Raw genomic sequence first — 24,048 nt, 5'->3', positions numbered from 1 at the left:
GGCCCCGTCTCTCGCGGGGCCGCTCTCTTTTTCGAGATTGAAACCATATAAAGACTTCTTTATATGATTGGCATGTCAATCAAAGGATCCGCCATGGCAACCCCTTCCAATCCGCTCTCCGAACTTCTGGCCGAAAAGGGCGTGTTGCTCGCCGACGGCGCGACCGGCACCAACCTCTTCGCTCAGGGCCTCGAGGCCGGTGAGGCGCCGGAACTCTGGAACGAGGCCCAGCCGGAAAAGATCGTCAAGCTGCATCAGGATTTCGTCGATGCCGGCGCCGACATCATCCTGACCAATTCCTTCGGCGGCACGCGCCATCGCCTGAAGCTGCACCATGCCCAGGACCGCGTTCATGAACTGAACAAGAAGGCCGCAGAGATCGCTCGTTCGGTTGCCGACAAGGCACCGCGCAAGGTGATCGTCGCCGGCTCTGTCGGCCCGACCGGCGAGTTGCTGATCCCACTCGGTGCGATGTCTTACGAGGAAGCTGTTGCTGCCTTTGTCGAGCAGATGGAAGGCCTGAAAGCGGGCGGTGCCGATGTTGCCTGGATCGAGACCATGTCCTCGGCGGACGAAATCCGCGCGGCTGCCGAGGCCGCCGTCAAGGTCGGCATGCCCTATACCTTTACCGGATCGTTCGACACGGCCGGCAAGACGATGATGGGTCTTCACCCGAAGGACATTCATGGTGTTGCGCCCGACATCGGGACCGGTCCGCTGGCTGTCGGTGCCAATTGTGGCGTCGGCGCCTCCGACATCCTGCAGAGCCTGCTCGACATGACCGGGGCCAATCCGGAGGCGACTGTGATCGTCAAAGGCAATTGCGGCATCCCGGAATTCAGGGGAACCGAGATCTTCTATTCGGGCACGCCGCCGCTGATGGCGGATTATGCACGCCTCGCCCGCGATGCCGGTGCGAAGATTATCGGTGGCTGCTGCGGGACGTCCTGCGATCATCTCGCCGCCATGCGCAAGGCGCTCGACGACTATACGCCCGGGCCCCGCCCGACGCTCGACGTCATCGTCGATCGCATCGGGCCGCTGCGCAACAAGACCGCAGACGAGAGCGGCGCGCAGGAAAGCAGCCGTCGCCCCCGCCGTCGCGGCAACTGAGACAGCCAAACGAATGCAAATGGAAAAGGGCGCCACAGGGCGCCCTTTCTGTTTCCACGGTAAGCTGAGGGGATCGGCCGACGGAGCCGCAGATGACGAAGAGTTGGCTGATGGCGTCGAGGCAGCAAAACAGACATTCGAGATCGCCATCCCGCGCGTCACCTAAACGTGAGATGTAACTTCGAGCGCCCTTCGACACAGTCCGGCTATTGGACGGGTCCTCAAGGCTTCGGCTTTGCATCAAGGAGACATCACTTTGCGAAAATCAGGCCTTTTGACTTGGCTCGCAGTCAGCATGACTGCAGGCTTCGTTTCCGCCCAAGATATGAGCAGACTGCCGGATGGTGAGATAACCCGCTTTGGCAGCTATTCCGCATGGCTGGTTGGTCCGACAGATATCTATCGCCATGCGGCTCTGGGGGACGCCATTGAGGCGGAAGGCTTCGTCATCGAGCGAGACGGATCGCCTCTCTCCTATCGGCTACCGGCGGATCAGGTCTATGAAGATCGGCGTGTTCGGCTGACCGATGTGGATGGCGATGGCAGTCCGGAAGCCTTGATCATTCGGGCCGATCTGACACAGGGCGCGTCCCTTGCCCTATACACAATCAAGGGAGACGAGATCGAGTTGATGGCGGAAAGTGAGCCTATCGGCCAGAGGAGCCGCTGGCTCAATCCCGTCGGCATTGCCGACTTCAGCGGCTCAGGCGAGCCGCTCATCGCCGCAGTTGTCACGCCCCATCTGAGCGGATCGCTGCGCTTCTATCGCATCGAGGGCAAAGGGCTGGTCAATCTGGGCGGCATTGACGGTGTGACAAACCACATCAATGGTAGTCGGGATCTGGACCTCTCGAATGTTGCAGACCTGGACGGCGACGGCAGCATGGAGATCGTTCTGCCCTCGCTGGACAGGACGCGGTTGGTCGCAGTTTCCTTTCGCCAAGGACGCGCCAAAATCGAGACGGAATGGCAGGTGCCCTCGCCCATCCAACGAATGATCACGGCCGGCGATGGCACAGTCAAACTTGAATTGGCGAACGGCCAAAGATCGACTGTTAACCTGCAAAAATGAAAACGCCCGGCGCAATGGCCGGGCATCCAGTCGGAACTGCGTTTTCAATCAGCCAACGAAGGCGCGTTCGATGACGAATTCCGCCGGCTTGTTGTTGGCACCTTCGGTGAGGCCCGACTTTTCCAGGAGTTCCTTGGTGTCCTTGAGCATGGCAGTCGAGCCGCAGATCATGCCGCGATCGATTGCGGGATCAAGTGCCGGCACGCCGAGGTCGGAGAACATCTTGCCGTTTTCGATCAGGTCGGTGATGCGACCCTTGAAGGGGTAGTCTTCGCGGGTGACCGTTGCGTAGTGCTTCAGCTTGTCGCCGACCACCTCTGCTAGGAATTCGTGGTTCTTGATTTCCTCGATGAGGTCGAAGCCGTATTTCAGTTCGGCGACGTCGCGGCAGGTATGGGTGAGGATCACTTCCTCGAACTTCTCGTAGGTCTCAGGATCGCGGATCAGGCTCGCAAAGGGTGCGATGCCGGTGCCGGTCGAAAACATGTAGAGGCGCTTGCCGGGTGTCAGAGCATCGAGCACCAGCGTGCCGGTCGGCTTCTTGCGCATCAGCACCTTGTCACCCGGCTGGATGCGCTGCAGGTGCTGGGTGAGCGGACCGTTCGGCACCTTGATCGAGAAGAATTCGAGTTCCTCGTCCCAGGAAGGGCTTGCGATCGAATAGGCGCGGTAGATCGGCTTGCCCTCGACCATCAGGCCGATCATCGCAAACTCGCCGGAGCGGAAGCGGAAGCCGGCCGGCCGGGTCATGCGGAAGCGGAAAAGATGGTCGGTGTAATGGGTAACGCTCAGAACCGTTTCGGCATAGACGCCCTCGGGCACGATCAGTTCGGCATTGTCGGTCTTCACAGGAGCATTCATAGGCTGTCGGTCCTATCGTTCAGTCGATTGGGATCAAGCCTATAATCCAGACCGTCCCATTCCACAATTCAGCCGGCATGCAGATTTCGCAGCCGAGATATCCAGGAAAGCGAAGGCGGCATCCTTGACCGAGGTCAATTCGCCGCCCTCACATTGAGATTTATTGATGTCTCAGGCGCCGGTGGAGCCGAGGCGACGCCAGCTGAAGCCGCCAACTTCCTCGGAATCCCGAGCCGTCGGCTGGTAACGCTGGGCAACGCCCGTGAGACAGTTTTCGGCCAGACGGCGCTGGGCGACCGGATTGGTGACTGCGAAACTGTCGAAGCCGGTGCGCAGCATCAGCGGCACCTGGTCGATCAGCACATCACCGACGGCGCGCAACTCGCCGGTATAACCCAGACGTTCGCGGAGCAGCGTTGCATGGCTGAAGCCTCGACCGTCGTTGAAGGCCGGGAAGGCGACGGCGATCAGCGCGATGCGGTCTAGATACGGCTCGAGCTTCGTCACGTCGTCCGCCGGTGCGATCAGCACGCCGATGCCGACGTCGTTGGTTTCGCCAGCGGCTTCGACGAAGGCTTCCAGCGATAGAATGGCCTTCTCCCCCTCGCCTGCCTTGCGCTCTTCCGTTTCGGTCACCCAGCTATCGCCAACAACGAAACCGGTTTCTTTCCAGATCTTGGTCATCTCTCGTTCCGTCTCACGCGGCTTCAACTGGGGCTGCGCCATAGAGCGCGTCCTTGAACGGCTTCGGACCAACACGACGATAGGCTTCGAGGAAGGTTTCCTTCGGATCGAGGCGCAGGCCGAGATAGGTATCGACGATCGTCTCGACGGCGTCCGTTACCTTCTCCGGCTCGAAGCCGCGGCCGATGATTTCGCCGATCGAGGAGTTCTCGTCGCCGGAGCCGCCAAGCGTGATCTGGTACAGTTCGGCTCCCTTTTTCTCGACACCCAGAAGGCCAATATGGCCGACATGGTGGTGGCCGCAGGCATTGATGCAGCCTGAGATCTTGATCTTCAGTTCACCGATTTCCTGCTGTCGCTCCAGCGAGCCGAAGCGGGTCGAGATTTCCTGCGCGACCGGAATGGAACGTGCATTGGCCAGCGCGCAATAGTCCAAGCCGGGACAGGCGATCATGTCAGTGATCAGGTTGGAGTTGGCCGTGGCGAGGCCTGCCTTTTCGAGTGCCTGGTAGAGCGGATAGAGATCACCTCTGGCGACATGCGGCAGGATCAGGTTCTGCTCGTGGCTGACGCGGATCTCATCCAAGGCGTAACGCTCGGCGAGGTCGGCGACCAGATCCATCTGCGAGTCTGAGGCATCACCCGGCGTTCCGCCAATCGGCTTCAACGAGATCGTGACCATGCCATAATCGGGATGACGATGCGGCTGGACGTTCTGCTTGACCCAGGCGGCAAAGGCCGGATCGGCCTTCTGGGCGCGGGCGAGCGCTTCCCAGCCATCCGGACGATCTGTCAGCGCCGGCGGGGCGAAATAGGTTTCGATGGCGCGGATATCGCCTTCCGGCAGCTTCAATTCGCCGTCACGGATCTGGTCGAATTCGGCTTCGACCTGACGCGTCAGTTCCTCGACGCCCGTCTCATGGACCAGGATCTTGATGCGCGCCTTGTACTTGTTGTCGCGGCGGCCATGCAGGTTATACACGCGCACGATCGCGGTGATGTAGGTCAGAAGATCGGCCTCCGGCAGGAAGTCGCGGATCTTCTTGGCGATCAGCGGCGTGCGGCCCTGGCCACCGCCAACATAGACGGCAAAGCCGAGTTCGCCCGCTTCGTTCTTCTTCAGATGCAGGCCGATGTCATGCACCTGGATCGCGGCACGGTCCTTTTCGGCACCCGTCACGGCGATCTTGAACTTGCGTGGCAGGAAGGAGAATTCCGGATGCAGCGAGGACCACTGGCGCAGGATCTCGGCATAGGGGCGCGGGTCGGCGACTTCGTCGGCGGCAGCACCAGCGAAATGGTCGGCGGTCACATTGCGAATGCAATTGCCGGACGTCTGGATGGCGTGCATCTCGACGCTTGCGAGATCCTCCAGAATGGCCGGCGTGTCCGAGAGCTTCGGCCAGTTGTACTGGATGTTCTGGCGGGTGGTGAAGTGACCATAGCCGCGGTCGTACTTGCGGGCGATATGCGCCAGCATGCGCATCTGCCTGGAATTCAGCGTGCCATAGGGAATGGCGACGCGCAGCATATAGGCATGCAGCTGGAGATAGACGCCGTTCATCAGGCGCAGCGGCTTGAATGCGTCTTCGGCAAGCTCACCCGACAGGCGGCGAGCCACCTGGTCGCGGAACTGTTCTACGCGGGCCGACACAAAAGCGTAGTCGAATTCGTCATAACGATACATGTCTTACCTCAGGCCTCAAGCCGCGATGAATGCCGGGTCGGCATAACCGTGACCCTCGGCATAAGCAATGGTCGGGCCTTCCGCCCGGATACGTTCCCGCAGGCGCAAGGGGCGCAGCTTGCCGTCTTTCTCCTCGATCTCGATGACGTTCACATCGACAACGAGATTGCTGGCAAAGGCCTGCTTGCCGGCGGTTTCCAGCGCTTCGACAGCCTCGGCATGGCGGGCAATGAAGGCTTCCTGCAGACGCTCGGTCCACTGGCCATTTGCGTCGAGCCAGACGGCGATGCCGTCGGTCAGGCGGTTTGCGGTCAGAACCTTGTCTACCATGTCAATTCCTCTGCGTTTCCAGTTCAGCCGTCACGCGCGCGCCCAAAGGTTCGGAGCGGCTGAAATCGGCGCCGGCGACGGCGTCGCCGATGATGACCATGACCGGACCCGTGAGCTCGGTGCGAGCCTCCAGGCCTGGCAATTCCTTCAATGTGCCATGCAGCAGGCGGCTGTCGCGGCGTCCAGCATTTTCGACGACGGCGACCGTCGTGTCCTCAGCGAGCCCGCCTGCCATCAGCCGTTCGGCGACCGAGGCCGCCACTGTGCGACCCATATAGACGGCAACGGTCGCGCCGGACAGCGCGAGACGCGCCCAATCCGGCAGCACATTGCCCTGAAGATCATGGCCGGTCGTGAAAACCAGCGACGAGGACACGCCACGCAGCGTCAGCGGCAGTTCGAAATCAGCGGCGGCAGCGAGTGCCGAGGTAACGCCCGGCACGATCTCATAGGCAATGCCCGCGTCACGAAGGGCAGCCATCTCCTCACCGGCACGACCGAAGACCAGTGGATCGCCGGACTTCAGGCGGACGACGCGCTTTCCGGCATGGCCGAGTTCGACGAGGAGCGCGTTGATTTCGCTTTGCGACTTCGAATGGCAGCCCTTGCGCTTGCCGACCGGGATGCGCTCGGCATCGCGGCGACCCATGTCGACCACTTCGCGCGGCACCAGCGCATCGTAGACGATCACGTCGCATTCCATCATCAGGCGATGGGCGCGGAGCGTCAGCAGATCTTCGGCACCCGGGCCTGCACCGACGAGAAACACGCGGCCCTCGACGCGGTCGGCAGCGACACCCTTCAGAATACGTGTCGCCTCACGGCGGGCGAGGCTGATCTCGTCGGATTCGACGTGGTCGGCGACCTTGCCCTTGAAGAAATCGCGCCAGAACAGCCGGCGCGGCGCACCGCGCGGCACGAGGCGATCGACGGCGCGCCGATAGGAATTGGCGAGGCGACCGAGCTTGCCAAGCGAACGCGGCAGGAGACGGTCGATGTCGGCACGGATCATTTGCGCGAGAACCGGACCTACGCCTTCGGTGCCGATGGCGACCGCAATTGGTGCGCGGTTGACGAGGGCGGGCGTATAGAAATCGCAGTAGTCGGGCTGGTCGACGGCATTGGCGGGAATGCGGGCAGCGCGGGCGGCGGCCACGATCTCGCGGTCGAGAGCGCCCTCACCCGTTGCAGCAAAAACCAGGCGCGCACCGTCAACCTGCGAGGGCTCGAAGGGCAAAGCCACCTGTTCGATGCCGTGCTGGGCGAGGTAGGCAGCGTAGTCATCTTCCGGGGCATCGGCATAGGCAATGATGCGGGCTTCGGTGTTTTTCAGCAGGCGTGCCTTCGCATAGGCCTCGTCGCCGTTTCCGAAAACGGCGGTAACCTCATTCTCGACCTTGAAGAAGGCCGGAAAGACCGAAAGCTGTTTGTCCTGCTGCACCATGAATCATCCGTTCAACGTCGAACGCATCATCGCGTTTTGGCCTTAAGAATTGAAGAAACAGGAATCCCTTCGTCCCCACTCTGCGGTATTTCTGTCCTAGTCCCCCAGCCCTTGCGAGCAAAATGCACCGGCTTGCACACACTCCATCGCGATCCCGTCGACCTCTAGCAAATGGCGGGAAAAACCGAACTCAGCGCATCATTTCCCTTTCGGCTGGCGCTCGGCAAGCGCTAGGATCGCATTGCACAACATTGCGGAGCGTATCACCTTGACCACACCGGAGCTCACCCGTCGCCTTCTCGACGTGATCGAACATCACATCCTGCCGCTGACGGCCAAAGGTGTCGCAGCCGGCAACAAGGTTTTCGGCGCCGCGATCCTCAGGAAGTCGGACCTGTCTCTCGTTCTCGCCGAGACCAACAATGAACTCGAGAACCCGCTCTGGCACGGCGAGGTTCATACGCTGAAGCGCTTTTACGAACAGGGCGAGCGTCCTGATACCAAGGACCTGATCTTTCTCTCGACCCATGAACCCTGCACGATGTGCATGTCGGCGATCACCTGGGCCGGCTTCGACAATTTCTACTATTTCTTCAGCCACGAAGACAGCCGTGACGCCTTTGCCATCCCGCATGACCTGAAAATCCTGAAGGAGGTTTTCTGCCTCGAACCCGGTGGCTATCGGCGGCAGAACGCCTTCTGGCTAAGCCATGCGATGATCGAAATGGTGGCCTCCGCCAGCGATGCCGATCGCCCTGCCCTTTTTGAACAGGTGAGCCGCATCAAGGCGGAATATGACCTGTTGTCGGAAACCTACCAGTCGTCCAAGGGCGACAATGACATTCCGCTCAACTGAGCGAGCCACACGGGATTACAATGGAAGCCTCCACCGACATCAACCGCCTGCTTGAGATCATGGCGGCGCTGCGCCAGCCCGAGACGGGCTGCCCCTGGGACATCGTCCAGACCTTCGAGACGATCAAGCCCTATACGATCGAGGAGGCCTATGAGGTGGCGGATGCCATCGAGCGCAAGGATCCGGATGATCTCTGCGAGGAGCTGGGCGATCTCTTGCTGCAGGTGGTCTTTCATGCGCGGATCGCGGAGGAACAGGGTCTGTTCTCCTTCGGCGACGTGGTCGAGGCGATCAGCCGAAAGATGATCCGTCGTCATCCGCATGTCTTCGCCCGCTCGGATGCCGATACGCCGGAAGCCGTGAAGGCGCAGTGGGACACGATCAAGCAACAGGAGAAGGCGGAACGGCTCGCACGCCGCGCTGCCCGTGGATCGGCTGCCGATCCCGACACCGGCTATCTCGGCTCGGTGCAGCGCTCCTTTCCTGCGCTGACAGAGGCATTGAAACTGCAGGAGCGGGCAGCCAAGGTCGGCTTCGACTGGTCGGAGGCTGCCCCCATCCTCGACAAGATCGAGGAGGAGATCGGCGAATTGCGCGAGGCGCTGGCCGGGAACGAGCCGGACAAGGTCAAGGACGAACTCGGCGACCTGATTTTCGCATTGGTCAATATCGGCCGGCATGTGGGGGCGGAGCCGGAACAGGCCCTGCGTAGGACGAATACGAAGTTTCGCAATCGTTTCAGCTATATAGAAACATCTCTTCATGCATCAGGCGAGACGCTGGAAGCAGCTCCGCTCGAACGGATGGAAGAGCTCTGGCAGGCGGCAAAAGGCATCCAGCGGCAAATTGGTTGAACCAGCATGAAGCTCACGGGACTTGATGTTGCCATTGCAGGTGCTGGCGTCGGGGGATTGGCGCTCGGCACCATGCTCGCCCGGTTCGGCGCCTCCGTGACACTTTACGACCAGATGGATGCGCCCCGTCCAGTTGGCTCCGGTTTCGTGCTGCAGCCGACGGGGGCTCAGATTCTTGCGGCCATGGGGCTTCTCGATATAGTCGCCGCACGCGGGCGACGCATCGACCGGATGGTCGGACGCTTGAAAGACGGCGGCAAGCCGGTGCTCGACGTGCGCTACCGGTCGGGCGAGTTCGGGATCGCTGTCCAGCGGGTGGCGCTGTTCGACACCTTGTTCGAGGCGGCGCGCGCGGCCGGCGTGACTTTCGAGGCATCGGCGCGGGTCCGCGGCGTTGAGCCGGGGCCACGTGCCCGCCTTGTCTTTCAGGACGGTGCGCGTTCATTGCCGGCAGATCTTGTGATCGATGCCATGGGTGCCAATTCCCCGATCGGCAGTCGCCCGGATAGCGAACTCAGTTATGGCGCACTCTGGGCCACGGTGCCCTTCCCCGATGGCGGGCCATTCCAAGAGAACCTGCTCGAACAGCGCTACGACCGTGCCTCGCTGATGGCAGGTGTACTGCCGGTCGGGACCGCCCGCGAAGGGGCGCCCGCCATGGCGACCTTCTTCTGGAGCCTGCGAACGGCTGACCATCCCGAATGGGTCAAGGCTGGACGCGACGCTTGGCTGGAGGCGGTGGCCAAGCTCTGGCCCGCTGCGCTTCCGCTCGCGGCCGTCGCGGAGCCGGTTCATGCCCGCTATCGCCACCAGACGCGCCCGCCGGTGATCGGGCGGCATGTCGTGAGGATCGGTGATGCCTGGCATGCGACAAGCCCACAGCTCGGCCAGGGCGCGAACATGGCGCTGCTCGACGCTGCATCGCTCACCTCCGCACTGGTTGATGCAGAGGACGTCGAAGCGGCGATCGCACGGCATCTGCGGCAAAGGCAGATGCATGTGCGCAGCTACCAGTTCCTCAGTCGGGTGCTGACGCCCTTCTACCAATCGGACAGCCGCCTCCTGCCTGCCTTGCGGGATCATCTGATCGCGCCAGTGACGACTTTGCCGGGCGTGCGATCCATCATCTCGACGCTTGTGACGGGCGATCTTCTCGACCCCGTCGGTCGGCTGCGGCTCTCCGAGACATTCGGGCGCGACGCAGAGGCCCGGTCGCACTCGTAATCGTCCATTCGCAACAGTCATTGCCCTTGGCTTGGCAGCGAGGATGCAGGACCGAGACTTGGGTTGCGGTCAAGGTGGCGAAGAGCCGTTCGAATACGGCGCCATGCCAGGGGCAGCCGGGCGTCGCGAGCGGGTTTTCCTGGATTGCTAGCTGCACGACCGGTTGGCGCCAGCCACGGACCTCACCTGAGAACCGGCCGCTCCCGGCAAAGGTCCAGGCATGGGCCGAGATAGCACGGACAAGCACGCGAGCCGAGACGGCGGCCGGCAAGTGCGGCAACAGGCGGCGGGCCGGTTTCGGGATGCGATGGGCCAGCAGATAGTGGCCGGTACGGTGTCCCGCTTCCGCCAGGACGCGGGTGGCGTCCTGATCCGACAAGGTGTCGCAGAGTACGGCGAAGAGGCGCTGCGGCTCGCGTTCATCCAGCATCGTGCCGGGTGGATCGGCGTAACGATGGCCGATGCCCGCGCGATCAAAGATCTGGCGGGCCGTTTCTTCGCCAAACAGCGCCGATAGCGCCTGTCCCGTCTGGATCAGGCTGTTCGGCCCGATCCGGGCTGGCGGCCTGGCTTCTGGGACATCATCTGCGACATCGTCGTCGTACAGTCGCGCCAAGCTGCTGTCAGACGTGGGCATCGTGGCTCTCCGGCCCTCCGCCGCAGACAAGAACGGGTGTCCGCGCCTCTTCCGCCGCCCCAGCCTTGCGTGCGCGCAGCTGGCTGGCTCTGTCGGAGGCCGCCTGCCAATCGTCGATCTGGGCCGGTGCGATCTTGCGGGTCATGTCGAAGCCGAAATCGACCTTATCCTTGGATTGCGGCCCCCAGTAATTGTGCTTGCCGAGATCGTAGAATTTTCGTTCGAAGCCGGCTTTCATGAAGGCCTTGAGACAGCCGAGAAGATAGCGCCGCCGAAAGCCCTTGCCGCGCCACGGATAATGAAAAAGCGCCTTGATCATGTAGAAGCGTCGGTAGTTGTTCATGACGCGGTCGAGCAGTTCTGCGCGGTCCATGGCATCCGGCTTCATGATCGGTGTTACGAAATTGTATTTCGAGAAGTCGAAGATCTCGACCTTGTCGCCGAGTTCCTGGAAAAGCGGCGAGAAGGGCCAGGGCGTATACATCGCCCAGTTGGCGAGATCCGGGTTCCAGTCGCGCGCCATGCGATAGGTCTCTTCCAGCGTCTCCGCCGTCTCGTTTTCCAGGCCAACGATGAACTGCGCCTCGGTGAAAATATCGGCTTCGCGGAGAAGACGGATCGCCTTCTTGTTCTCGGCGACCTTGGTTTCCTTGTTGAAGCGGTCGAGCTTCAGCTGGGCGGCGGCTTCCGTGCCGAGCGAGACATGCACGAGGCCGGCCTTGCGATAGAGGGCCAAATATTCCTCGTCGCGGATGATATCGGTAACGCGGGTGTTGATGCCCCATTTCACCTTGTCCGGCAGGCCGCGGGCAATTAGCTCTTCGCAGAAGGCGATGAACTTCTTGCGATTGATGGTGGGCTCCTCGTCGGCGAGGATGAAGAAGCCGACCTGATGGTCGTTGACCAGCTTTTCGATCTCGTCGACCACCTTCTTCGGATCGCGGATGCGGTAGTCGCGCCAGAACTTCCACTGCGAGCAGAACGAGCAGGTGAAGGGGCAACCGCGCGCCATGTTGGGGATCGCGACGCGCACGCCGAGCGGCACATAGATGTATTTCTCCCATTCGAGCAGCGTCCAGTCCGGCTCGACGGCATCGAAGTTCTTGACGGTGGGAGCCGCTGGCGTCGCGATGATCTTGCCGTCGTCGGTGACATAGGCGAGACCCTTGATGCCCGCCCTCGCCTCCTTCCAGTTGCCGGCGGCAAAGGCGCGGGCAAGTTCGACGATGATCTCCTCGCCCTCGCCACGGACGATGACGTCGATATAGGGCGCCTCGGTCAAGACCTGCTGGTACATGAAGGTGGCATGGATGCCGCCGAGAACCCGGAGCGCCTTGGGGCAGACCTCTTTTGCGATCTCGAGGCAGCGCTCAGCCATGTAGATCGACGGGGTGATCGCGGTGCAGCCGATCAAATCCGGCTGAAGGCGGCGCAATTCGTCACGCAGCCGGTCTTCGGTCATGTCGTTGGTCATGGCATCGAGGAAGTGGATGTCAGTGAAGCCCGCGGACTTCAGCGCCCCGCCGAGATAGGCGACCCAGGCGGGTGGCCAGTTGCCGGCAATCTCGGCGCCGCCGGAATGATAGTTCGGATGAATGAAGACGACGCGCATGACCACCTCCCAAATGTGTAAACAAAAGTTGACACATCTTGTCGGACGATCAGTTGACCTGGATCAATGGGTTGAGAGGGGGCTCAGCGCTCCCAATCTTCTTTTTCGGTTGGCTTCTGGGCCCCGAGCTTGCGTTCGAGTTCCTGGGCCTGGCGGTCGGTCAGGCGTACGTCGAGGCTGACGGAGCCGTCTTCATGGTCCTCCCGGTCGCTGACGACGGCGTTTTCATAAAGCCAAGAGATCACCGCGTGCTTGTCGGCGGGAATGGTGATCGTCGCCTCGGTCAGGACGCCGGAGAGGCGCTGCGAGATCACGTCGAGAAGCGTGTCGACGCCCTCCCCGCTGACGGCGGAGACGGGCAGTACATTTTCGCGGCCGGCCGCCTTTTGAAGGATTCCGTCGTGGTTCTCGGGATCGAGGCGGTCGATCTTGTTCCAGACTTCAAGGATGCGCTCGGCGCGTTCCTTCTCGTCGATGCCGAGATCGTCGAGAATGCGCAGGACATCGGCAGACTGGGCACCGTTGTCCGGGTCCGACATGTCGCGGACATGCAGGACCAGATCGGCTTCCAGCACTTCTTCCAGCGTCGCGCGGAAGGCGGCGACGAGGTGGGTCGGCAGGTCGGAGATGAAGCCGACGGTGTCGGACATGATCACGGTTCGGCCATGCGGCAGCTTCATCCGGCGCAGCGTCGGGTCAAGCGTCGCGAACAGCATGTCTTCGGCGAGCACGCCCGCACCGGTGATGCGGTTGAACAGCGTCGACTTGCCGGCATTGGTGTAACCGACAAGTGCCACGATCGGATGCGGCACCTTGCGGCGCTTGGCGCGGTGCAGCTGGCGGGTCCGGACCACCTGTTCGAGCTCGCGCTCAAGCTTGATGATCTTGTCCTGCAGCTGGCGGCGGTCGGCTTCGATCTGGGTTTCACCCGGACCACCCATGAAGCCAGCACCACCGCGCTGGCGTTCAAGGTGGGTCCAGGAACGGACCAGACGGCCCTTCTGGTAATTCAGATGGGCGAGCTCGACCTGCAGCGTGCCTTCCTTGGTGGAGGCGCGGCGGCCGAAGATCTCAAGGATCAGGCCCGTACGGTCGATGACCTTGGCGCCCCATTCCTTTTCGAGATTGCGTTGCTGAACCGGGGTGAGCGGATGATCGACGATGACGAGACCCGCGTCGAACTCGTCGAGCAGTGCCTTCACTTCGGCGATCTTGCCAGATCCCATCAGCGTTGCCGGGCGCGGCTGGTTGACCTGAACAATCAGACCCTGAACGATGGTGAGGTCGATGGCACGGGCAAGGCCGATCGCCTCTTCGAGACGTGCTTCGTTGGACCGGCTCGGGGCCGGCGGGGCCCCTTCAGGCAGTGCTTGCGCCTTCGCCTGCTTCAGGACGGGCACGAGCACGAGCGCCCGCATGTCATCCCGGCGCTTTTCGTCCTCCGGGATGATCGATTCGTTCTTTGTATCTCGGCTTGTGATGATCTCAGTCCTGTCCGGAAGAGGCTTCGTCGTTCTCGAACATCGTCATCGGCTGGCCGGGCATGATGGTCGAGATGGCGTGCTTGTAGACCAGCTGGGAATGGCCGTCGCGTCGCAGGAGAACACAGAAATTGTCAAAGGATGTCACAACACCGGTCAGCTTCACGCCGTTGATCAAGAAGATCGTCAGCGAAATCTTCTGCTTTCGTACGGTGTTGAGGAAGAGATCCTGCAGGTTCTGAGAACGTTCCGCCATGGCGCCGCTTCTTTCTTTCTTGCCGGTCCTTTGTCGACCGGTGTGATTATTGTTTGTTAACTGATCAGCGTCGGGAAAATGCCCCTCGTCCCTTCGCCGAAAAAACGTGGTATCAAATCACCGTCTTCTCCGCAACGTCGAAAAAGGTCGAACGGATGCGCTCGGCCATGGCGCCGGGATGGCCGTTTCCGATCGGCTGGCCGTCGATTTCGACGATCGGAAAACAGATGCTGGTGGCGGCGGTGATGAAGACCTCGCGCGCATTGAGCATTTCCTCGCGGGAAAACTCTCGCTCCTGCACGTTGATCCCCAACCTGTCCGTTACGTCCATCAGGCCTGTGCGCGTGATGCCGCGCAGGATGCCGTGTTCGGCGGGACGGGTGACGAGCACCCCATCCTTATCGACGATCCAGACATTGGTCGCCGCCCCTTCCGTCACCATGCCGCGCGAATCGACATAGATCGCTTCCTGCGCACCCTTCTCCTTGGCCGCCTGACGGGCCATGGCATTGGGCAAAAGGCCGACTGTCTTGATGTCGACGCGGTCCCAACGGTTGTCCGGCAGAGTGATCGCCTTCAGACCCGTCTCATTCTTCTTCGCGATCACAGAGGGATCGGTGATCTTGGCTGTGATCACCAGGCTCGGCGGCGTGTCGGCTGAGGGATAGACGTGGTCGCGCCGGGCCACACCGCGCGTCACCTGGAGATAGAAGAGACCATTCTTCACACGATTGCGGCGTGCCACTTCACGGATGACCTGGGTCAGGGCCGCGCGGCTCATCGGGGACTTCATCTGGAGTTCGGACAACGAACGATCAAGGCGATCAAGATGTCGGGTGAGATCGACGATCACACCATGGCGGATTTCGCAGACCTCGTAGACCCCATCGGCGAATTGGTAGCCGCGATCCTCGATATGCACCGCCGCGTCGGCATGAGGCAGGTAACGGCCATTGACATAGGCGATGCGTGGCATGGGGTTGGGACCTTCAGAAATACTGGATCGAAACGCGGAAGAGTTGCTCGACGTGGCGTACGGCGTCGGCAGCGGCGAACATGACGACGCGATCCTTGGCCTTGATCTTGGTTTCACCATTCGGGCGGATCACCGTCTTGTCGCGCAGGATTGCGCCCACGCGCAGACCGGGCGGAAGCTCGAGTTCACGGAAGGGCTTGCCGACGAGCGGCGAGGTCTCAAGCGCCTCAGCCTCGATGACCTCGGCTTTGCCCTTCTGGACCGCATAGACGGCGCGGATACGGCCCTTGCGCACGTGCTGGAGTACGCGCGAAATCGTCACGGCACGCGGATTGATGTGAGCATCAATGCCAATCGACGTCGCCAGATCATGGAAGGACGGGCTGTTGATCAGCGCCATACCCGACTTGCAGCCCAGGCGCTTGGCCATCGCGGCACTCAGGATGTTTGTCTGATCATTGTTGGTCAGTGTCACCATCAGGTCGGCGTCCTGGATGTCAGCCTGCTGGAGGATGTTCTGATCGAGCGCCGAGCCATGCAGCACGATGCCGTCCTGCAGTTGATCCGATACGGACAGCGCGCGCTCGCGGTCGTTCTCGATGATCTTCAGACGCGTCTTCGGCTGCATCTGCTCGATAGACTTGGCGACGTAGTAACCGATGTTACCGCCGCCGGCGATGACGATACGGGCGGCTTCCTGTTCTTCATGGCCAAAGAGGCCAAGCGTTCGACGGGCGTGATCCCGCTGGCAGATGACATAGGCGAGGTCACCCACCTGCAGGTGGTCCTGCGAGCGAACGACATGCAGCCGACCATTGCGCCAGATTGCACAGACGGTGGCCATGAGATCAGGGAAGAGCTCGCTCAACTGATTGAGCGGCGTATCCACCACCGGGCAATCTTCCATGCACTCGATGGCGAGCATCGCGATATGGTCGTCGGCGAAACGGACGATATCGGTGGCGCCGGGGAAGGAAATCCGGCGCAGCACCATCTTGCCGACTTCGATTTCCGGCGAGATCGTGACGTCGATCGGCAGGTTGTCGCGACTGAAAAGGTCCGAATATTCGGGACGCAGATAGTTTTGTGAGCGAATACGGGCAATCTTGGTCGGCACGTTGAAGAGCGAATGCGCGACCTGGCAGGCTGTCATGTTGATCTCGTCATAAAGCGTGACGGCGATCAGCATTTCCGCCTGGTCTGCGCCGGCGCGCGCCAGCACGTCCGGATGGGCGCCGTGACCGACATAGCCGCTGACATCGAGGGTCTCGGTGATGTGCGAGACAAGCGACGCCGAGGTGTCGATCACCGAGACGTCGTTGCCTTCCTGGGAGAGGCGTTCGGCGATGCCGTAACCGACCTGGCCCGCGCCGCAGATGATGACTTTCATGGCAAGCTTCCTGCCCCAGGTTCGCGTCTACCGGATTCGTTTCGCCCGCTTATACGCCAAGCGATTTCAGTTTGCGATGGAGGGCCGAGCGTTCCATGCCGACGAATTCCGCGGTCCGCGAAATATTGCCACCGAAGCGGTTGATCTGGGCAATCAGATAGTCGCGTTCGAACATCTCGCGCGCTTCGCGCAGCGGCAGCGTCATGATGTGCGTGTCGTTGCGAGCAGAGACCTTGGGCAACATGTCGGACAGATCCTGCGGCAGCATTTCGGCGCTGATCGGCGAATCAGGGCTGTCGCCCTGAGCCAGGATCATCAATCGTTCGATGTTGTTGCGCAGTTGACGGATGTTGCCCGGCCAGTCGTTCGCCTGCAGAACCGCCATCGCATCGTCGCCGATCTTGCGCTGGCGGATGCCGGCCTGTTCGGAAACCTGACGCATGAACATGTCGACGAGGAAGGGAATGTCCTCGCGGCGCTCGGCGAGTGCCGGCACCTTGACCGGGACCACGGCCAGGCGATGAAACAGGTCCTCGCGGAAGCGCCCCTCCGCGATCAGGCTCTCCAGGTTGTATGCGCTCGACGAGATGATGCGGACGTCGACCTTGACGCGCTTGGATCCGCCGACACGCTCAAACTGCTGTTCGACGAGCACGCGCAGGATCTTGTTCTGCGTTTCGCGCGGCATTTCGCCGATTTCATCGAGATAGAGGATACCGCGATGGGCCTCTTCGAGCGCACCGATTCGGCGCGGCTGGCCAGGCGTGCCTTCAGTGCCGAATAATGCCATTTCCATCCGATCGGGCGTGATCGCCGCCGCGTTCAGGGATACGAAGGGGCCGCCCGAGCGGGTCGACCGCTTGTGGATCATCCGGGCCACCAGTTCCTTGCCCGAACCGGAGGGGCCGAAGATCATGATGCGGCTGTTGGTCGGCGCAATCTTTTCTATCGTCTGGCGCAATTGCGAGACGGCGACCGAGGTGCCGATGAGTTCAATCGCGTCACCCGTGCGGCGCTTCAATTCGGAGACCTCGCGTTTCAGCTTGGAATTCTCCAGCGCGCGCTCGGCAATCAGGATCAGCCGATCCGCCTTGAAGGGCTTCTCGATGAAGTCGAAGGCGCCCCGCTTGATCGCCGATACTGCTGTCTCGACATTGCCATGTCCCGAGATCATCACCACAGGCAAGTCGGGATGGCGCAGCTTGATCTCGTCGAGCAGCGACAGGCCGTCGAGGCGGCTGCCCTGCATCCAGATGTCGAGGAAGACCAGCCGCGGCACACGATCCGAAATGGCGGCCAGAGCGCTGTCGGCGTCGTGCGCCGTCCTGGTCTCATGCCCTTCGTCGCTCAGGATGCCGGAGACGATCTCGCGAATGTCTTCTTCGTCGTCGACTACGAGAATATCAGAGGCCATGGACCTTTTCCTTATCGCTTTCAGTCTCGATGGCGGTAGCGTCTGCTCGCGGCAGGATGATGCGGATCATCGCGCCCCTGCCCCGGTCGAAATCGGCCGGTGCGTCATGCAGCTCGAGCTGCCCGCCATGCTCTTCAATGATCTTCTTCACGATCGCGAGTCCAAGGCCGGTGCCCTTCTCGCGCATCGTCATGTAGGGCTCGAGAATCCGATGGCGGTTCTCGCTCGGCAGCCCGCGGCCATTGTCGATGACATCGACAATGAACCGGTCCTGGTCACCGTCGAAGGCCGACCGAACCAGGATCTTGCCGCCCTCGCCAAGTTCGTCCTTCGGCACGGCTTCGATCGCTTCGACGGCGTTCTTGACAATGTTTCCGACCGCCTGCGCCAGCATGCGTGCATCGAAGTTTCCTTCGAGCGGCTCGGTGCCAAAGTCCCGCTGGAACTCGATTTCAGCACTGCCGATTTCGCGCAGAAAGACGGCGTCCGTCAGGATCTCGCGGAGGTCGGAGCGTTGCTTGGTCGGCTTCGGCATGCGGGCAAAGGCCGAGAACTCGTCGACCATCCGGCCGATGTCCTCGACCTGACGGACGATGGTATCGGTGCACTGGTTGAAGACGGCCTTGTCATCCTCGGCAATCTGCTTGCCAAAGCGACGCTTGAGGCGTTCGGCCGACAGCTGGATCGGCGTCAGCGGGTTCTTGATTTCGTGTGCGATGCGCCGTGCGACGTCGGCCCAGGCCGTCGAACGCTGGGCCACGACCAGATCGGTTATCTCGTCGAGGGTGATGACATAGGAATCGACCGAGCCGCGTGTCTCCTCGCGGGTGACCTGCACGTTGAGCGTCCGCTCCTTGCCACCTCGGATCATGTTGATCTGCTCGCGATAGCCACCGCGATGACGGACGGCGGCCTCTGCGAGCACACGATCCACTTCCGGAGCCACCAGAGCAAGTTTCTGCCCGATCAGCTGCTCGGAGGGCAGCGCCAGGAAATACTCGGCCGATGGATTGACGATTGTGATGATGCCGTCGTCTTCGACGCCGATGACGGCAGCCGTGACACCGGACAATACGGCCTCGATGAAGCGGCGACGGTCATCGACCTCATCCTTGGCCTCGAGGATCTCGTCACGCTGCGAACGGATTTGCGAGACCATCTTGTTGAAGGTCCGCGAAAGGCTGCCGACATCGCCATCGGCGGCGCGAACCGGCACGATGACGCTGAGGTTGCCCGAGGCGATGCTGTCCGCCGCGCCGATCAACAGCCGGATCGGTCTGACGATCCGGTCGGCAACCGCAATCGCCGTCCAGATGGCCGCGAGCAAAACGATCAACGCGAAGCCGAGATAGAGAATGGCGAAGGCGATCTGCAGCGTTGTTCGGCCATCTTCCATTGACTGGTATTCGGCGGTGTTCTCCTCCATCAGGCGCATGGCTTGCATGACCTTCGGATCGACGGCGCGTATGGTGTAGAGAAATGTGCCGGAAATGCTCTCCAGCTTGATGATGGCGCCGACGAGGTTGGTCACGCCGGGTGGGATCAGCGTCGGCTGGCCGGAAGCGGCGCTGCCAAGGGCATCGCGCGGAATCGCTGGAAGCGGCTTGTCCGTATCGATATCGGCCTGTGTGATCGCCGATCCGTCCTCGCGCACCAGAAAGGCGCCCAGCATGCCGCGGCCCCGGGCCTGGCGCGTCATCAGATCCACAAAGCCCTGGCGGTCGAGATAGAAGAGGGCGCGATTGCGTTCCAGGTCGTTGGCCATCGAGATCGTCTGGCCCTGCAGATAGCTTGCGCTTTCCAGCATGTAGGCCTGGGCGACGTTCATCGACGAGGAGACGATCGACTGCGTTCTGATCGAGAACCAACGGTCGAGGCCGACATTGAGCGTAATCGACGCGAAAATCGCCACCAGGATCGCCGGCGTGATCGCGATGATGGAAAACAAGGCGACGATTCGCACATGCAGGCGCGCGGCGGCACGCCCTCGGTTGCGCGCCTTGAAGAGACGCATCACCTCGCGGCCGATCAGGAACATCAAGCCGACGATGAACAACGAATTGATGACCGCAGACGCAATGAGGACCTCCGAGGTCGGCTCGATTGCCGTAAGGCCCAGCAAGATCGGCAGCGTCAGTGATGCACACAGGAGCGCGCCGCCAGCCAAAAGAAGGCCCGGCAGTGCGAAGGATGCGCGCCGATCCTGCGCCAATGCGCTGTCGACGTCTGCTGCGGAGGCAGTCCTCACGCGTGCCATCGTTTTCCCCCGGATCCGCGAAACCGGATCTCGTTGATGCGGCGACCTCTCGATCGCGGCAAATCTCTATGCTTCAAAGCTCCGACGAACCTACCTCGCGCCAAGAGCGCGTCAGGCCTCGAAGCAACGTGGCTTTTGAGCAACGCATTGTGGCGAAATTGCAACGGCGGCTTGAGCCTTGTCAAGCCGAGCGGGAACTGCGGTAAACCGACACGCCGAGCTCGCGGATCTTCTTGCGCAGCGTGTTGCGGTTCAGGCCGAGCAGATCGGCCGCCTTGATCTGGTTGCCTCGGGTGGCAGTCAGGGCGGCAAGGATCAGCGGATACTCCATCTCGGTCAGGACCCGGTCGTAGAGACCCGACGGCGGAAGCGCTTCACCGAAGGACGCGAAATAGGTCCGCATGTTTTCTTCGACGGCCTGGGAGATCGTCATCGTGCCCGAGGGCATGCCGACCTTGGAGATCGGGCTGTCGGCGACATCGGCGCGCAGTTCCTGCTCGACGATTTCACGGGCAATCACGTCCTGTGGGTAGAGCGCCATCAGGCGGCGTACCACGTTCTCCAGCTCGCGCACGTTGCCGGGCCAGGCATAGGCCTTCATCACCTCGAGCGCCTCGTGGTCGAAACGCTTGGCATCGAGGCCTTCTTTTTCGCCCTGCTGAATGAAGTGTCGGACCAGATCGGGGATATCTTCGGCGCGGTCGCGAAGCGGCGGCAGGCGCAGCGGCACGACATTCAATCGGTAATAGAGGTCTTCGCGGAAGAGGCCCTGATTGATCGACTGTTTCAGATCCTTGTTGGTCGCCGCGACGATACGGACATCAGTGCGTATCGGGGTGCGCCCGCCAACGGTCGTGTATTCGCCCTGCTGCAGCACGCGAAGCAGACGGGTCTGGGCGTCCATCGGCATATCGCCGATTTCATCGAGGAAGAGCGTGCCGCCTTCGGCCTGTTCGAACCGGCCGGTGGAACGGTTTTGCGCGCCGGTGAAGGCACCTTTCTCGTGGCCGAAGAGTTCCGATTCGATCAGGTCCCGCGGGATGGCCGCCATGTTGATGGCAACGAAAGGACCATTCCGACGCTTGCCGTAGTCGTGCAGCGCCTTGGCGACCAGTTCCTTGCCGGTACCGGATTCGCCGGTGATCATCAGCGTCAGGTCCGTCTGCATCAGGCGCGCCAGCACGCGGTAGATTTCCTGCATGGCGGCAGAGCGGCCGACGAGCGGCATGCCATCCTGCATGTCGTCGTCGAGACGGGCTGGACGCTTTTTCGGCTCCGACAGCGCGCGGCCGATGATGGCGATCAGTTCGGTGAGGTCGAAGGGTTTCGGCAGGTAGTCATAGGCGCCCTTCTCGGACGCCTTGATGGCGGTCATGAAGGTGTTCTGGGCGCTCATGACCAGCACCGGCAGATCCGGCCGCGCCTTCTTGATGCGCGGCAACAGATCGAAGGCGTTTTCGTCGGGCATGATGACATCGGTGACGACGAGGTCGCCCTCGCCCGCCGAAATCCAGCGCCAGAGGGTCGCCGCGTTGGAGGTGATCCTGACGTCGTAACCCGCGCGGCTCAGCGCCTGGTTCAGGACCGTGCGGATCGCAGCATCGTCATCTGCAACAAGGATCGTCGCTGTCATCAGTTCGTTCCCGTGGATTTTGGCAGAGGCGCATCTTCGAGCGCCGTCTCTTTCGACATGGGCATCAAGACCCGGAAGGTGGTGCGGCTCGCCTGGCTGTCACACTCGACGATGCCGCCATGGGCGCCGATGATCTTGGCGACGAGCGCCAGACCGAGCCCCGAGCCGTTCGTCTTCGTCGTGATGAAGGGATCGAAGAGATGGGGCAGAAGGTCTGATGGTACGCCGGGCCCGTTGTCATGGACGCAGAATTCCAGCGGCAGGGAGATCTTTTCGCGCGAGCCAGCGACCGAGAGGCGAATGCCGGGTCGATAGGCCGTGGTGAGCTGGATTTCGCCGTCGGAGCGCTCGCCGATGGCCTCGGATGCGTTCTTCACCAGGTTCAGAAAGACCTGCACCAGCTGGTCCCGGTTGGCATAGACCGGCGGCAACGAAGGGTCGTAATTCTCGGTGATCCTGATGTTGCGGGCAAAGCCTGCTTTCGCCACAGCCTTCACCTGATCGAGGACAGAGTGGATGTTGATCGACTGACGATCGACCGGCCGCTCGTCGGAGAATACCTCCATGCGATCGACAAGCGAGACAATACGATCCGTCTCGTCGCAGATCAGGCGGGTCAGCGCCCGATCTTCGTCTGTGACGGCTGTCTCGAGCAGCTGCGCAGCACCACGGATGCCGGAGAGCGGGTTCTTGATCTCATGCGCCAGCATGGAGGCAAGGCCGGTGACCGAGCGGGCCGCTGCGCGATGGGTCAGCTGGCGGTCGATCTTGTCGGCCATCGACCGTTCCTGGAAAACGACCACGACATTGCCGGGCTGGCTGAGGACCGGTGCCACATAGAGGTCAACGAGCTTTTCCTGGCCGAGACGCGGCGAACTCAAATCGACGCGGTATTCGTTGACCGGCGCGCGGCGTTCGCGCACCTGTTCGATCAGCGATAGCAGCGGACTGCCGAAAGGGATGAATGTCGAAATACGGTAGCGGGCGAGATGCGTGGCGCTCGCGCCAAAAAAGGCCTCGGCCTCCCAATTGGCAAAGGCGATATGCCCATTGGCATCCACCATCACCACCGGGTTCTGGATGGCGTTGAGCACGGCCATGGCGAGGCCACCGCTCTTGTCATTCGCCGTCATGCGGCCTCCTGTCTGGCGCGCGCGCCATCGTTCTCCGAGAGTGCCCGCTGCAAGGCCCCGACAACGAAGCCCTGATCTTTCGATGTCATGATGGATGCCTTCGCCTCCGGTGCGAGATCCGGCGCGTGGCGATCGAGATACCAGCCGAGGTGCTTGCGGGCGTGGCGCACGCCGACTTCGGCACCATAGTGATCCAGCATCGCCCGATAGTGGTCCACGACGACATCGGATATCTCAGATGCAGCGGGGGCGGCATGACCTGCGAGAACGCCGGCATGCCATGGGCGGCCCTGGCAGCCGCGACCGATCATGACGGCGTCGGCGCCGGAGCGGCGCAGAATCTCGTTGGCATCCTCGACAGTCTCGACGTCGCCATTGGCGATCAGCGGAATCCGGATGGCGTCGCGAACGGCGGCGATCGCGTCCCAATTCGCCTTACCCTCGTAAAACTGCATTCGAGTGCGGCCATGCACGGTAATCAGCTGCACACCGGCAGCTTCGGCGCGGGCAGCAATGTCGGGCGCATTGATCGAGGTGTCGTCCCAACCGAGGCGCATCTTGACTGTCACCGGGATCTTTACCGCCTTGACTGTTGCCTCGATCAGAGAGAGGGCGTGATCAGGTTCGCGCATTAGGGCGGAACCGGCATAACCACCGATCACCTTTTTGGCCGGGCAGCCCATGTTGATATCAATGATATCGGCGCCATTGGCCTCAGCAATCACCGCCGCTTCGGCCAGCCATTTTGCTTCGCGCCCGGCCAGCTGCACCATATGCGGGGTGAGACCTGCCCCCTTCAGCCGTGACCAGCTTTCGGCTGCGTTGAAGACCAGTTCGCGGCTCGCCACCATTTCGGTGACCACGAGGCCTGCGCCAAAGCGGAAGGCGAGCTGGCGGAACGGCAGATCCGTGACGCCCGACATCGGCGCAAGCACAACACGGTTCCGAACAGGAACCGGGCCAATGCTGAAGGGCGTGTCCAACGCGACGGAAATCAAATGATTATCTTTCAGGCAAAGGGCGAATTTGCACTATTTTTAGCCAGCGTTATCCGGCTTGCCAAGAGGCAAAGCTCACCGTTCGACAAAAATTCGTGCAAATGCTGGAAAAGCCGATAGCGAGCCGATAGAGCAC

Annotated in this window: 21 protein-coding genes; 5 read left to right on the top strand and 16 right to left on the bottom strand. The window is 61.7% G+C overall.

Annotation, left to right across the window (positions count from 1 at the left end; translation table 11 throughout):
• Positions 1–93 precede the first annotated feature (93 nt).
• Positions 94–1,113: a betaine--homocysteine S-methyltransferase gene (bmt, locus tag GH983_RS08710; protein WP_054148140.1), complete on the top strand. Its 1,020-nt coding sequence runs from the start codon at positions 94–96 to the stop codon at positions 1,111–1,113.
• 295 nt (positions 1,114–1,408) lie between these two features.
• Positions 1,409–2,185, top strand: a complete 777-nt coding sequence (locus GH983_RS08705; protein ID WP_153762177.1) for a VCBS repeat-containing protein — start codon at positions 1,409–1,411, stop codon at positions 2,183–2,185.
• Positions 2,186–2,233: 48 nt separating this feature from the next.
• On the opposite strand, the gene GH983_RS08700 is transcribed toward GH983_RS08705, so the two are convergent.
• The 5 genes from GH983_RS08700 to cysG form a co-directional block, all read right to left on the bottom strand.
• Positions 2,234–3,046: a ferredoxin--NADP reductase gene (locus GH983_RS08700; protein WP_153762176.1), complete on the bottom strand. Its 813-nt coding sequence runs from the start codon at positions 3,044–3,046 to the stop codon at positions 2,234–2,236.
• 171 nt (positions 3,047–3,217) lie between these two features.
• On the bottom strand, positions 3,218–3,730 hold the full coding sequence (locus GH983_RS08695) for a DUF934 domain-containing protein (RefSeq protein ID WP_153762175.1): 513 nt from the start codon (positions 3,728–3,730) through the stop codon (positions 3,218–3,220).
• 13 nt (positions 3,731–3,743) lie between these two features.
• Positions 3,744–5,417, bottom strand: a complete 1,674-nt coding sequence (locus GH983_RS08690) for a nitrite/sulfite reductase (protein WP_153762174.1) — start codon at positions 5,415–5,417, stop codon at positions 3,744–3,746.
• A 15-nt stretch (positions 5,418–5,432) separates the two neighbouring features.
• On the bottom strand, positions 5,433–5,747 hold the full coding sequence (locus GH983_RS08685) for a DUF2849 domain-containing protein (protein ID WP_054148088.1): 315 nt from the start codon (positions 5,745–5,747) through the stop codon (positions 5,433–5,435).
• A 1-nt stretch (position 5,748) separates the two neighbouring features.
• Positions 5,749–7,191: a siroheme synthase CysG gene (cysG, locus tag GH983_RS08680; RefSeq protein ID WP_153762173.1), complete on the bottom strand. Its 1,443-nt coding sequence runs from the start codon at positions 7,189–7,191 to the stop codon at positions 5,749–5,751.
• Between the two features lie 268 nt (positions 7,192–7,459).
• On the opposite strand from cysG, the gene GH983_RS08675 reads away from it, so the two are divergent.
• Genes GH983_RS08675 through GH983_RS08665 form a run of 3 tightly spaced genes read left to right on the top strand, consistent with a single transcriptional unit; the run spans position 7,460 to position 10,125 of the window.
• Complete coding sequence (locus tag GH983_RS08675) at positions 7,460–8,047, top strand: deaminase (RefSeq protein WP_153762172.1); 588 nt, start codon at positions 7,460–7,462, stop codon at positions 8,045–8,047.
• Positions 8,048–8,067: 20 nt separating this feature from the next.
• Complete coding sequence (gene mazG / locus GH983_RS08670; protein ID WP_153762171.1) at positions 8,068–8,901, top strand: nucleoside triphosphate pyrophosphohydrolase; 834 nt, start codon at positions 8,068–8,070, stop codon at positions 8,899–8,901.
• A gap of 6 nt (positions 8,902–8,907) precedes the next feature.
• Entirely contained in the window at positions 8,908–10,125 is a 1,218-nt protein-coding gene (locus GH983_RS08665) for an NAD(P)/FAD-dependent oxidoreductase (protein ID WP_153762170.1), read from the top strand.
• On the opposite strand, the gene bchJ is transcribed toward GH983_RS08665, so the two are convergent.
• The 11 genes from bchJ to dusB all read right to left on the bottom strand — a co-directional run bounded on the left by bchJ (position 10,025) and on the right by dusB (position 23,912).
• Positions 10,025–10,762, bottom strand: coding sequence for a bacteriochlorophyll 4-vinyl reductase (gene bchJ / locus GH983_RS08660; protein WP_153762169.1), 738 nt, complete (start codon positions 10,760–10,762; stop codon positions 10,025–10,027). The two genes, GH983_RS08665 and bchJ, sit on opposite strands and share 101 nt — an antisense overlap.
• Positions 10,749–12,374, bottom strand: coding sequence for a magnesium-protoporphyrin IX monomethyl ester anaerobic oxidative cyclase (gene bchE, locus GH983_RS08655; protein ID WP_153762168.1), 1,626 nt, complete (start codon positions 12,372–12,374; stop codon positions 10,749–10,751). Before bchE ends, bchJ begins: the two co-directional genes overlap by 14 nt.
• An 83-nt stretch (positions 12,375–12,457) precedes the next feature.
• On the bottom strand, positions 12,458–13,792 hold the full coding sequence (hflX, locus tag GH983_RS08650) for a GTPase HflX (protein WP_069041413.1): 1,335 nt from the start codon (positions 13,790–13,792) through the stop codon (positions 12,458–12,460).
• Positions 13,793–13,859: 67 nt separating this feature from the next.
• Positions 13,860–14,111, bottom strand: coding sequence for an RNA chaperone Hfq (gene hfq, locus GH983_RS08645; protein ID WP_006728386.1), 252 nt, complete (start codon positions 14,109–14,111; stop codon positions 13,860–13,862).
• A gap of 112 nt (positions 14,112–14,223) precedes the next feature.
• A complete protein-coding gene (locus tag GH983_RS08640) occupies positions 14,224–15,087 on the bottom strand; it encodes a D-amino-acid transaminase (RefSeq protein ID WP_054148081.1) in 864 nt (287 codons plus the stop codon).
• 13 nt (positions 15,088–15,100) lie between these two features.
• Entirely contained in the window at positions 15,101–16,477 is a 1,377-nt protein-coding gene (gene trkA, locus GH983_RS08635; protein ID WP_054148080.1) for a Trk system potassium transporter TrkA, read from the bottom strand.
• 49 nt (positions 16,478–16,526) lie between these two features.
• A complete protein-coding gene (locus tag GH983_RS08630; protein ID WP_153762167.1) occupies positions 16,527–17,891 on the bottom strand; it encodes a sigma-54 dependent transcriptional regulator in 1,365 nt (454 codons plus the stop codon).
• A complete protein-coding gene (locus GH983_RS08625) occupies positions 17,881–20,148 on the bottom strand; it encodes a PAS domain-containing sensor histidine kinase (RefSeq protein ID WP_150127390.1) in 2,268 nt (755 codons plus the stop codon). The genes GH983_RS08630 and GH983_RS08625 overlap by 11 nt, the downstream gene beginning before the upstream one ends.
• A 181-nt stretch (positions 20,149–20,329) precedes the next feature.
• Positions 20,330–21,781, bottom strand: a complete 1,452-nt coding sequence (gene ntrC / locus GH983_RS08620) for a nitrogen regulation protein NR(I) (protein ID WP_054148077.1) — start codon at positions 21,779–21,781, stop codon at positions 20,330–20,332.
• Positions 21,781–22,914, bottom strand: coding sequence for a nitrogen regulation protein NR(II) (locus GH983_RS08615; protein WP_006728392.1), 1,134 nt, complete (start codon positions 22,912–22,914; stop codon positions 21,781–21,783). The genes ntrC and GH983_RS08615 overlap by 1 nt, the downstream gene beginning before the upstream one ends.
• On the bottom strand, positions 22,911–23,912 hold the full coding sequence (gene dusB / locus GH983_RS08610; RefSeq protein ID WP_153762166.1) for a tRNA dihydrouridine synthase DusB: 1,002 nt from the start codon (positions 23,910–23,912) through the stop codon (positions 22,911–22,913). Before dusB ends, GH983_RS08615 begins: the two co-directional genes overlap by 4 nt.
• Positions 23,913–24,048: the final 136 nt, after the last annotated feature.

This window comes from Agrobacterium sp. MA01 (assembly GCF_009650195.1).
Lineage (GTDB): Bacteria > Pseudomonadota > Alphaproteobacteria > Rhizobiales > Rhizobiaceae > Allorhizobium.
Note: the sequence above shows the minus strand (reverse complement) of the source record. Positions and strands in the feature narration are given on the sequence as shown.